The organism is Pullulanibacillus sp. KACC 23026 (assembly GCF_029094525.1).
Classification (GTDB): domain Bacteria; phylum Bacillota; class Bacilli; order Bacillales; family Sporolactobacillaceae; genus KACC-23026.
In genome coordinates this window covers 2,801,379-2,813,576 of sequence record NZ_CP119107.1, presented here as the reverse complement: position 1 = coordinate 2,813,576, position 12,198 = coordinate 2,801,379, and the positions used below count along the sequence as shown (strand labels likewise).

Annotated in this window: 9 protein-coding genes and 1 pseudogene; 8 read left to right on the top strand and 2 right to left on the bottom strand. The window is 39.3% G+C overall.

Translation table 11 applies throughout. From position 1 onward, the window contains the following. Positions 1-173: 173 nt before the first annotated feature. The 6 genes from arfA to PU629_RS13010 all read left to right on the top strand — a co-directional run bounded on the left by arfA (position 174) and on the right by PU629_RS13010 (position 7,017). Entirely contained in the window at positions 174-1,658 is a 1,485-nt protein-coding gene (gene arfA / locus PU629_RS13035; protein WP_275284423.1) for an arabinosylfuranosidase ArfA, read from the top strand. 329 nt (positions 1,659-1,987) lie between these two features. Beyond that, positions 1,988-3,337 carry an ABC transporter substrate-binding protein gene (locus PU629_RS13030; protein WP_275280502.1) on the top strand — a complete coding sequence of 450 codons (1,350 nt, stop codon included), beginning with the start codon at positions 1,988-1,990 and terminating at the stop codon, positions 3,335-3,337. Positions 3,338-3,429: 92 nt separating this feature from the next. Continuing rightward, positions 3,430-4,386 (top strand): carbohydrate ABC transporter permease, encoded by a 957-nt coding sequence (locus tag PU629_RS13025; RefSeq protein ID WP_275280501.1) that lies wholly within the window; start codon positions 3,430-3,432, stop codon positions 4,384-4,386. Between the two features lie 2 nt (positions 4,387-4,388). Then, positions 4,389-5,234 (top strand): carbohydrate ABC transporter permease, encoded by an 846-nt coding sequence (locus tag PU629_RS13020; protein ID WP_275280500.1) that lies wholly within the window; start codon positions 4,389-4,391, stop codon positions 5,232-5,234. A 24-nt stretch (positions 5,235-5,258) separates the two neighbouring features. After that, positions 5,259-5,918: a DUF624 domain-containing protein gene (locus PU629_RS13015; protein ID WP_275280499.1), complete on the top strand. Its 660-nt coding sequence runs from the start codon at positions 5,259-5,261 to the stop codon at positions 5,916-5,918. A 154-nt stretch (positions 5,919-6,072) separates the two neighbouring features. Next, positions 6,073-7,017, top strand: a complete 945-nt coding sequence (locus PU629_RS13010) for an ArsR/SmtB family transcription factor (protein ID WP_275280498.1) — start codon at positions 6,073-6,075, stop codon at positions 7,015-7,017. Positions 7,018-7,425: 408 nt separating this feature from the next. Here PU629_RS13010 and PU629_RS13005 read toward each other — a convergent pair whose 3' ends face one another. Then, entirely contained in the window at positions 7,426-8,328 is a 903-nt protein-coding gene (locus PU629_RS13005) for an ArsR/SmtB family transcription factor (protein ID WP_275280497.1), read from the bottom strand. 230 nt (positions 8,329-8,558) lie between these two features. Here PU629_RS13005 and PU629_RS13000 point away from each other — a divergent pair, with 230 nt between their 5' ends. Beyond that, complete coding sequence (locus PU629_RS13000) at positions 8,559-9,512, top strand: glycoside hydrolase family 43 protein (RefSeq protein ID WP_275280496.1); 954 nt, start codon at positions 8,559-8,561, stop codon at positions 9,510-9,512. A 44-nt stretch (positions 9,513-9,556) separates the two neighbouring features. Further along, positions 9,557-10,027 (top strand): annotated as a pseudogene (locus PU629_RS12995) (alpha-N-arabinofuranosidase); the annotation flags it as partial. A 331-nt stretch (positions 10,028-10,358) separates the two neighbouring features. On the opposite strand, the gene PU629_RS12990 reads toward PU629_RS12995, so the two are convergent. Beyond that, the gene (locus PU629_RS12990; RefSeq protein ID WP_275280495.1) at positions 10,359-12,137 is read right to left on the bottom strand and encodes a LysM peptidoglycan-binding domain-containing protein; all 1,779 of its coding nucleotides are present in this window, start codon (positions 12,135-12,137) and stop codon (positions 10,359-10,361) included. Positions 12,138-12,198 lie beyond the last annotated feature (61 nt).

Below are 12,198 nucleotides of genomic sequence, written 5' to 3'. Positions count from 1 at the left end.
TATTTATATTAATTATTTTCAAAAATGTTATTTTTGTTATTGACTGATAATTTCGCCTATGTTACTATCTATTTGAAAATGTTAAACATTAATAAAATTATTAATGTTACAAAATCGACAGGGTGGAGGAGAAAAGGAAAGTGACTACTAAGATAAAGACAAACACGGCGAAGATGGTTTTAGACAAACAGTATAAAATTGCAGAAGTTGACAAACGCATCTATGGTTCATTCATTGAACATTTAGGGAGAGCGGTGTATGGAGGAATTTACGATCCTACCCACCCGGATGCAGATGAAGACGGTTTCAGAAAAGATGTTATTGATTTAGTCAATGAACTTAAACTTCCAATCGTTCGTTATCCAGGCGGGAATATGGTATCCGCTTACAATTGGGAAGACGGAGTGGGGCCTAAAGAACTTAGACCGAGACGTCTAGAACTAGCTTGGAGAACAATCGAAACAAATGAAGTTGGAACGAATGAATTTATGAAATGGGCCAATAAAGTGAATGCTGAAGTGATGATGGCGGTGAACTTGGGCACAAGAGGGATTGATGCTGCCCGTCATTTAATTGAGTATTGCAATCATCCTAGTGGCACTTATTACAGTGATCTTCGCATTAAGCATGGCTTTAAGGAACCTCACCGGATTAAGACCTGGTGTTTAGGAAATGAAATGGATGGACCATGGCAGGTTGGCCACAAAACAGCCGATGAATATGGACGGCTTGCTCTTGAAACAGCTAAAGCTATGAGACTAGTAGACCCAACTATTGAATTAGTAGCTTGCGGGAGTTCAAATTCTGATATGCCTACTTTCCCTGAGTGGGAAGCTACCGTATTGGATCATACTTATGAGGCTGTCGATTATATTTCCTTACACCAATATTATGGCAATCGAAGCGATGATACGGCGAATTATTTAGCCAAATCAATGGTTATGGATGATTTTATCAAAACGGTTATTGCAACTTGTGATTATGTAAAGGCCAAGAAACGAAGTAAGAAAACGATGAATTTAAGCTTTGATGAATGGAATGTCTGGTACCATTCCAATGATCAAGACAGACAGATTGAGCCATGGGAAATCGCACCGCCTCAATTAGAAGATATTTATAATTTTGAAGACGCTTTATTAGTAGGAACGTTAATTATTACCTTCCTAAAGCATGCTGATCGTGTCAAGATGGCTTGTTTGGCTCAGCTTGTTAATGTGATCGCACCTATCATGACTGAAAATGGGGGAGGCGCTTGGAAACAAACGATTTTCTATCCCTATATGCATGCTTCTGTGTACGGACGAGGAGTTTCTCTTAATCCGGTAATCCAATCTTCTAAATATGACAGTAAGGAATATACGGATGTTCCTTATCTTGAGTCAGCTGCTGTCTATAATGAAGCAAATGAAGAGTTAACCATTTTTGCAGTCAATCGACATTTAGAGGAACAGCTAGAACTTGAATGTGATATTAGAAGCTTTGAAGATTACCAAGTTATTGAACATATCGTTCTTGAAAATTCAGACTTAAAGGTTGCTAATTCAGTTGGAAAGCAGCAAGTGAAGCCTCATTCTAATGGGAATGCTGGTCTTCAAGATGGAAGGTTATTTGCTCACTTACCTAAGGCATCATGGAATGTCATCCGCTTAAAAAAATAAGACGCTAGCTTTTTAGAGGTTTGGTTGCTTTTGGTCCTAATTCCTTTTGAAGAACATTGAAAGTAGATCACGACTTGACGGATTGCCATGAGGCACTTTAGGCAGCTTAAGTTCTGGCTTATTACGAGGAAGTCGGTCTATAGGTTTAAGAGGTCTAGACGCAAGAATACAAGATAGGTTCAAGTAAAGGAACTGGCATGCTAAGGTAACAGCGAGGGCTGCCTAGGGTCCAAAAGCGACTTGCCTCATTTAATCCGACGCCTCTACTTATGAGGACACTTTTTTTGAAAAGGCTACCAAATAACGGATCAAATTAGGAGGGAATTGAAATGAAGCATAAAAAGCCGCGTAAGTTTATAGCAAGCTTACTCATACTGTTAGTCGTATCAGCCCTATTCTTAACGGGTTGCGGAAGCCAAAATACAGAAGGCTCCAGTACTACAAAAGATGGGAAAACAACGCTTGTTATGTGGACTTTTGTTAAGGAGCATGCGGACTATTGGAAAGACGCAGCGAAGACATGGAATAAAAGCCACCCTAAGCAACAGATTGATTTGAAAGTCAGCGTGTTACCTTTTGCTCAAATGTTCCAAAAGCTTCAAGTTGCCCTTAACTCTGGAAGTGGTGCACCTGATATCGCGGACGTTGAAATTGGTCAGTTTGCCAATTATACAAAGAACCCAGATAATGTGCCTTTCGTGGATATGACGAAAGAACTCAAACCTTACTTACCTAATCTAGTAAAAGCACGTGTCGATAACTACACAGTTGGCGGTAAAATTTACGGCTTAGATTATCATGTTGGAGCAAACGTTGTCTATTATAATATGGGCATTATGAAACAGGCCGGTATTGATCCAAAGACTATTAAGACATGGGATGACTATGTGAAGGCCGGTCAAACAGTCAAAGAGAAAACAGGTAAATATATGACATCTGTTGAGACTAACGCAGATTCCGTCTTCACGTCAATGGTTTCACAACAACATTCTGATGTGATAAAGGATGGAAAGTCGAACTTTTCCTCACAAGTCAATGAAAAAACCTTACAATATTTGCAAGATCTCGAGTATAAGTATCATATTGCCAAACAAACAGAAGGCGGTAACCAGGATAACGAGCAATACTATGCAGCTTTTAATAAAGGTGAATACGCTTCCGTTATAATGCCTGCTTGGTATATGAGCCGTATGGTTGATTATATGCCAAAACTAAAAGGAAAGATCGAAATGACGCCAATGCCTGTCTTCAATAGTGGCGATCAAACATCAGCTGGTATCGGTGGTACAGCTACTGTCGTCACTAACCAGGCGCATGATCAAGATCTAGCCACGAAGTTTGTTGTTCAGTCTAAGGCCAGCAAAGAAGGGTCGCTCAAAACATGGACGTTATTAGGCTTCGATCCAATTAATAAGCAAGTATGGGATATGCCTCAAATGAAAGATCCAAACAATAAATATATCCAATATTTTGGACCAGATGTTGTTGATACGCTTCGCAGCCTAATCCAAAACGGTCAAGTGGGTACGTTAAGTTATACGAATAATGCTTATCCAACCGTTACGGATGAGTTTTTGACAAACGGCATGCCTAAGATCATGCAAAAGGATGCCCCTGTTGATTCAACTTTAAAATCAGTGGATGAAAATGCAGATAAGAGGCTAGTTTCTGGAAAGTAAACTTATAAGGAAAATAGGCGGATCGGGATATTCCACATCCGCCTATACCCACAATGTGGGACTTGTCCTATATATTCAAGGAGGGAAGAAAAATGTCCTCAAGTGCTGAAAAATTCGAATACCAACAGGATGAGCTAAAGAAAAGAGCCAAAAATAAAAAGCCAAAGACTAGAAAAAAAATAACGAAACAAACTTTTGTCCCTTATCTTTTTGTCTCGCCATTTATCATTGTCTTCCTTGTTTTTTCATTGTATCCGTTCATTAATTCGATTTTGATGAGTATGGAAAGCATCAACTTCGGTCAAAGCAAATTCATCGGTTTGGCCAATTATCATCGCCTAATCACAGACCCGGTCTTTTATAAAGCTTTATGGAATGTCGTCCAATATACATTTTGGACCATCTTAATCTTAGTTCCATTACCCTTACTTCTTGCGATTTTAATGAATAAGGATACGACAAAGTTTAAATCCCTTTTTCGATCTGTTTTCTTTCTGCCTGTTTTAACTTCAACGGTTATTGTTGGATTGATTTTTAAGTATGCTTTTGCTAAAGAGAAATCTGGAGTATTCAACTCCTGGTTACATTACATCCATATTGGTCCCATTGATTGGCTTGATAATGCCGGTACGGGAATGTTGGCCCTTGTGGTCATTTGTGTTTGGCGTTGGTTAGGGGTTAATATGATTTATTTTTTATCGGGTTTACAAGGTATCCCAAAAGATCTTTATGAGTGTGCGGACATTGATGGGGCAAATTCTTGGGATAAGTTCAAAAATATAACCCTGCCAATGGTTAAGCCGATCACGACTTATGTCATTACGATCTCGATTTTAGGCGGATTTTCTCTTTTTAATGAAAGTTATGTGTACTGGGGAGCGACATCTCCTGGTGATATTGGGACAACGTTCTTGACTTATATTTATAAAAGTGCCTTTAGTGATGGGGACTTTGGCTATGCTGCTACATTAGGTGTTGCCATGTTTGTGATTGTTGTCGTCATCAATTTAATACAGGTTTCTATTAGAGGCTTGTTTAAGGAGGGTTAATCATGAAAACCAGATCTAGAAAAAGACTGATCTCAATTATTACATTCGTGGTACTTCTTATCGTTGGTATTATCATTTTAATTCCTTTTTGGTTTTTATTGATCTCTTCATTTAAATCAGCCAAGGATATTTTCTCTAATGGATTAAACATTCATATTGATCTTGCAAAAATGACTTTTAACAACTACGGGAAATTATTCACTAATGAAAATGGAATATTCTGGGTATGGTTTAAAAACAGTGCCTTAATTACCATTCTTCAGACTGTTATCGTCTTAGCCTTGTCCTCAATGGTAGGATATGGATTAGCCCAATATAAATTTAAAGGAAGAAACTTTATTTTTGCACTCGTCCTGATTATGTTAATGGTGCCTGGTGACATCTTATTGATTCCATTGTATAAGGAAATGACCAGTCTCGGATTAATGGATACTTATGCGGGTGTTATTTTGCCAGGTATTGTTCCACCTGCAACTGTATTTTTCTTCAGACAGTATGCGATTGGTATTCCTAACGATTTTGCTGAGGCGGCAAGGCTTGATGGAGCCGGGGAATTTCGTATCTTCTTGCAAATCTATACCCCGATGATGAAGCCTGCTTTTGGAGCGATGACCATTCTCACGTCCATGAATGCTTGGAATAATTTCCTTTGGCCATTAATTGTCATGAAATCGGATCAGAATCTCGTTATTCCAGCTGGATTATTAACAGCGATGACACCGTATGGGAACAATTATGATATCGTATTTGCTGGTTCTGTGATGTCGATTATTCCAATTCTAATCATTTTCCTATTGAATCAGAAATCGTTTATTTCAGGTATGACTATTGGCGGGGTAAAAGGTTAAAACGAGTAAAGAGGTGTCTAGAACATGTATACTAAAAATCCATTTATTAGTCTAACTCAAATCGTTTGGAATCTATTTTTGATAGGGATTTGCACGTTGATCACAAGTCTTCTTCTTGTATGTCTATTCTTAAGTGTTCCGTTAAATGCTCTAACAGGTGTCTTGTATCTAATCGGTTTCCTTTTAATAGGACCTACAATGGGGGCTATGTTCCAAACGGTTTTTGATAGTTTGAATGACTTGGAATGTAAAGTGATGAGGACTTATTTTCATCATTATCGTAAGGGATTTAGATCTTCTATTAAGTTATGGTTGCCTTACTTTATTGTCCTGCTGATCTTGTGTTGCGATCTCTATTTCCTAAACGTCTCACATAAAGACACCTTTTTACTTCCTCTTTTATACCTTGTGTTTGTCTTGGTGGTCGTCAGTTTTGTCTATGCGCTTATTTTAAATAGCAAATTTGTCATGAAGGTAAAGGACATACACCGATTTTCTTTCTATTTATTATTCAACCGTCCGGTAAAATCGATCCTGATTATCTTGTTAGTCATCGCTATTTTCTTATTTTATAAACATTTTGTTAACATCGCGATATTTTGGGGATTGCCTTTGTTTTCAATGATTACGTTCTTTGTCTTACGCAAGTTGATCAGGCAAATTGAAGCGACGTATGTTAAATAATGAGGGACTGTTTGGAGAGCCATCTCATTCGGATAGTCAGAACCATTAAAATTTGTAAAAACAGCCTAGACTAAAAAGATTCTTTGTGAAAAGCACTTATCATGCAAAATGGAGAGGTAACTGTTAAGTTTAGGATGGAGGGGGGCAACAGAGGATGAAAGTAGATGTGACTAATGAATCACTTCCAATATTTGAAGCGCTGTCAAGTAAAGTGAGGATTCAGATCATTCAAATCTTAGCTAAACAATCTATGAATATCACCGCACTAGCAGAGTCGGTTGGTTTAAGTACGGCTATTATGACGATGCATATCAAGAAACTTGAAAGAGGGGGGATTATTCGAACTAAAATGGTTCCTGGAAAAGCCGGAGTACAAAAAATTTGCGAATTAGGTGTTGACAAAATCGAAGTGCTTTTTCCACAAAAATATCTGGCATCCAGAGACTATCAAGAAACTAGCTTGTCAGTCGGGCATTACACGGACTTTTCGGTCGAGCCTACATGTGGTCTTGCTACACCTGAAAAAATTATCGGTGAATTCGATGAACCTCGTTATTTCTTAGATCAAGAGAGGGTTAACGCGAAAATTCTTTGGTTTGGTAAAGGGTATATCGAATACAAGGTACCTAATTTCTTGCATTCCAAATACATTCCGGAAGAATTAGAAATTTCAATGGAGATTTCTTCGGAAGCACCGTTCACAAATGATAATTGGCCATCCGATATCACGTTCTACTTAAATGATATTGAATTGGGGAAATGGACGAGTCCGGGAGATTTTGGGGACAATAGAGGCAAATATACCCCTTCTTGGTGGCCGGGAATTGTAAACCAGTATGGACTCTTAAAGCGTTTAAGAGTGACTAACGAAGGGACCTATATGGATGGGAACTGGTTGTCTGATGTGACCATCGAGGATATCAAAATACGTGAAAAACAATGGACATTTCGTATAGCGGTTCATGATGAAGAAGTACACGTTGGGGGGGTTACGCTGTTCGGGAAAGGATTTGGGAACTACGACCAGGATATTTTGTTCCGTCTTTATTATAAGACGGAAGTCACGAGTGGAAGAGAAGCAGAGCCTGTTGCTGATTAATAACTTAAAGTGTTTCATGCATTCGTTTTCGCATTTTGAGACCGTTCGTAATGAGTAAAGTGAGGGAGAAAAGGCATGGTGACGTCTTTTCTTCCTCATGTTTTTTTACGTTAAGAATCTCTATTTTTTATGAGGCAGTTGGTTGAACTTAAGGGGCCCTCACACATGGATCCATTCTGGTCTCTTGAGGTGGTAACGCTAAGGAATGCTACAACGCAGGGCGATCGCAGAAAAAAGTGGACAAAGTCTGCCTTTCAGAAGAAGGCTGCATCCGCTTAAGCGTCGTTTGCCGCGAAAATGAGTGTGATTTCTAATAAGGGGGTTCTTTGAAAGACGAATGAACTAAAGATTGGGTGGTCAGGCGGCACAAATTACCGAAACTACACAAAAGAATCTTTTGAGCGGCAGTTAACTATAATAGAGGCGGAAAAGGAGGTCTTGGTTATAGTTTCCAAAGCCTTTCCCAAAAAGCGTGACACCGCCTACATGTACGGAATCTTGTTCGACTGATATTCGAAACGTCCATTGCTTATTTTCAATGTGAATATCTTTGATGGTGACATCGGATAACCAATTTCCATCCATAAATGTTCCTTTTTCATTGACTCTTAAGTGTTTAAGCAATCCGTATTGGTTGATGACGCTTGGCCACCATGAAGGTGTATATTTCCCGCGCTGATCCCCAAAATCCCCAGGACTGGTCCATTTCCCAAGTTCCACATTATTTAAGTAAAACGTGATATCTGATGGCCAGTTGTCATTCGTAAAAGGCGCCTCTGAAGAAATTTCCATCGATATATCCAATTCTTCAGCCTTGTGTTTTGAATGTAGAAAATTAGCGATTTTGTACTCGACATACCCATGTCCAAACCAGAGGATCTTGGCATTAACCCTCTCTGGATCTAAAAAATAGCGCGGTTCATCAAACTCGCCAATAATTTTTTCTTGAGTGGCGAGTCCGCATGTTGGATTAATTTGAAAATCAGTGAAATGCCCGACGGATACTTCTTGATCCATAAATTCTCTTTCTTCTGCCTTTTTTGTCGGAAAAATAATTTCAATGTAGTCCTCGTTTAGAAGACATTTCTTTTGAAGTCCGCCTTTACCGGGGATCATTTCTGAACGGACAAGCCCTGCATTTTCTAATTTTTTAACATGCTTAGTCATGATGGCACTGCTAAGATTTAACGCTTCAGCAAGTTCTTTTATATTCATGGAATTCTTTGATAGAAGTTGGATAATAGTGATCCGAACACTACTGGCTAACGCTTCATAAACAGGCAGTGAGTGGTCTGAAATATCTAATTTCATGTCGATCTCCTTTTTAGTTTCTTATGTTAATAATACTGTTCAGAAATAAATTAAACAAATATAAAGAGGGGACTTGGTCCTCTCGTCTCTGAATAATTACGCTATAAAAATAGCAGGTTATTGAAACCGTTTTATTTGACAGTTTGATCTATTGGAAATAGAATAATTATAAACAAAAAGATTAATGATTAACTAATTAATTAATCAAATAAACTTCTAGGGGTGCTTTTATGGACTATGAACTTAAAAACCCAATTGTTGAACAACGAGCTGATCCTTGGGTGTATAAACACACAGATGGTTACTATTATTTCACCGCATCAGTCCCTGAATTTGATCGGATTGAATTAAGGCGTTCAAAAACCATACAAGGTCTTAATGAGGCCAAGAAGAGAACGGTATGGACCAAGCGTTTAGAAGGCCCAATGAGTTCACATATTTGGGCGCCTGAAATTCATTTTATTAATAAGAGCTGGTACGTCTATTTTGCGGCAGCAAGAGTAGAGGCAGAGTTTGATCATCGTATGTATGTGCTTGAGAATCATTCATCCAATCCATTAGAGGGGCAATGGACTGAGAGAGGGCAAGTGAAAACAGATTGGGAGTCCTTCTCTTTAGATGCCACAACTTTTGAACATCAGTCTAAGCGGTATTATGTATGGGCTCAAAAAGATCCGACTATCGAAGGAAACTCTAATCTCTACATTGCCGAGATGGAAAACCCATGGACGATCAAAAGCCCGCAAGTGATGCTTTCTAAGCCTGAGTATGACTGGGAAAAGAGTGGTTTTCTTGTGAATGAAGGAGCCGCGGTATTAAAAAGAAAGGGAAAGCTATTCATCACCTATTCGGCAAGCGCAACCGATCACCATTATTGTATGGGGATGTTATCGGCGGATGAGTCAAGTCCACTTCTTGATCCCGCATCTTGGACAAAAAGCCCGCAACCTGTTTTTCAAACGGATGAAAAGGTAAATAAATTTGGTCCTGGACATAATAGTTTTACCGTTTCAGAAGATGGATTAAAAGATGTCCTCATTTATCATGCCAGGAACTATAAAGAAATAACTGGTAACCCTTTATATGATCCGAATCGACATACTTGCGCTCAACCATTTGATTGGGATGAGGACGGGATCCCCCATTTTGGAAACTTGGTTCAGAACAGGGAATTTATAAAATAGTAGAAATGTCTGGGAAAGCGCTTATCCTTATAAGCAAGTTTTTAATAAAAATTGATTGGGTTTGGGGGGGATTGAGTCAGTCTATTGTTGTTAATAAAAACATATATGGTCATTTCTCAGAGCACCTCGGGAGGTGTATCTATGAAGGAATTTGGGTAGGGGAAGATTCTCCGATTCCTAACACGTATGGAATTCGAAAGGACGTTCTCACTGTTTTGAAGAATATTAAGGCGCCTGTCCTCCGTTGGCCAGGTGGGTGCTTTGCGGATGAATATCACTGGAAGGATGGCATTGGACCAAGAGAGACGCGAAAAAAGATGGTTAATACGCACTGGGGCGGTGTCGTTGAGAACAATCACTTCGGAACGCATGAATTTATGCTTCTGTGCGAGTTATTAGGCGCGGAACCGTATATTTGCGGCAACGTTGGAAGCGGGACTGTTCAAGAGATGTCTGAGTGGGTCGAATACATGACATTTGAAAGCGAATCACCAATGTCAAATTGGCGCAGGGAAATAGTGATGTGGGTCTTTAAAAAGAGAATGGATAGTTCCTATTTAAAAAACGCAAAAGCAAGAAGCATCAAATACACTTGAAAAGATGAAAAGCTCAGATAGTTGGTCATAGCTCAGGTCAGGCAAATGAAGAGGTGTCTCAAAATTTAGCCTTTTGGGACACCGCCTTCTTTGGTTGGTAACCGTTAGAGTAATGCGAAAAAGCCGTATTTTGTAGGAAAGGCGAGCCATTTGTCAGAAGTTATTGATAAATGGGAGGCTGGGATATTTTGGTGATTGTCAAGTCCTACTGGATGATGTGTCATTTTAATAGAGAAATAAATAATAGAAATCACTGCTGGATAAACAGTGTCTGCCCAACTAGTATTCGATCGCTACTTAGGTTATTCGTCGTTTTGATGGCATTAACGGTGGTATTAAACTTCTGTGCCAGTAACCAAAGCGTATCTCCTGACTGGACGGTATAGGTAATGAATCTACCAGGAATTTTCAACGTCTGCCCAATATTGAGCACATCACTTGTCAGGTTATTTAAGTCTTTTATGGCCTCAACAGTGGTGTTAAACCTCCGAGCGAGTAACCATAGTGTGTCTCCAGATTGAACCGTATAATTAATTGGGATATTATTCTTAATGCCCCAGTAGGAATTATATAACGCGTTCCAGGTTGAGGCATTGACGATCCCGTTCGCAGTTAAGCCCACTGTTTTCTGAAAGGCCATAACAGAGTTAGTTGTCTCACTACCAAAAATGCCGTCTGGTGTCAGATCTGGAACAGTAGGATAAAACGCGCTTATAACACTTAGAATATATTGAAGGGTGATCACATCTATCCCAATGGATCCTTTTTGAAGGACTGAGTTCGGTGGGATGGTTCCAATGCCCAAGTTAGTCCCTTCACTTTCTAAACTGGCGAGCTTGGCTACCGCAACGTATATATAAGAGATTTTATACCATGTTGCTTTTCCAACAATACCATCGGAAGTTAAATCAAACACACTCTGGAATTCCATGACCGCTGCCTTTGTACTATCTCCAAATTTACCCTCTTCATCAGTAATAGCCGGAAGATCAGGATAGGTTTGCTTAATCCGTTTCAGACTATACTGAACCACTTGCACATCGAGTCCAGTACTGCCTAACTGAAGATTATTACCTGGAAATCCTTCAACGATCCCTGTGATGATATTGGTTTGTGATAATTCAATATCATCTGGAAAATAATAGCGCAAGATCTCCATTGTTGACATACCTTGATCGGCTAAAGTTACGGTCCCCCATTGGGATAACCCATCGCAAGTAACAGTCGTGCCATTACAAAACGCGGTGAAAAATGGGGCGATTTGGCCTTCTCTTCGAACGTATTGGTTAAAGTTTTGATCAACAATCTGGCTTATAGATTCATAGATGGTTCGCCCATACACAAAATATTGATCGTAGGCGGTACTGTTTGTGATATCAAAATTAAAGCCGCGGCTTCTATACCATTGAGTAAAAACCCTATTTAAAGCAAATGTAATGATGGCATAAATATTAGCCTCAAGCGAAGCCTTTGGCCATGTTGAATAAATTTCACTGCTCCCAACATTTTTAACATAATCGATAAAGGTCACTTGCACATTCGAAGCATCTTCACTAGGTGCACCTAGATGAACAGTAATTGGATTTGGAATAATGACTTGTCGAAGTATACGAGGTTCAACGATTGGCCCAGCTGGGTTTCTGGGGGTTGTCATTTGAATGGCAGGTTTTCCAATAATGAGCGTCTGTTGGATAGGAACTTTTTGCCCTGCACGCATGGGGATCAATACTAAAGGTTGAATGGCTTTCTCGCCGTCAAAAATTTGAACATCTGCAATGTGTAAGGAATTATAGCCCTCTTTTTCTGCATCTAGAATATAAATAGAATATGGATCTCCTGAATAAGTCGGATCCAGCGAAAATTTTCTGTCTACTGCTTCTAAAGGAACTGGTTTGGTTTCTCCATTCCGATCTGTGGTTAGTTCATAGAGTAGTTGACCTTGTTGATTGCTGATTCTCACTCGAACTCCTTCTAGTGGTAACGCCCCATTAGCCGTTCGGGATTGTACGGTTAAATACCCAACACCCATACTTGTCAATCCCTCCTTACAGATAAAGTGTAAAACGATTGCTCTTTTTAAACTAAAATAT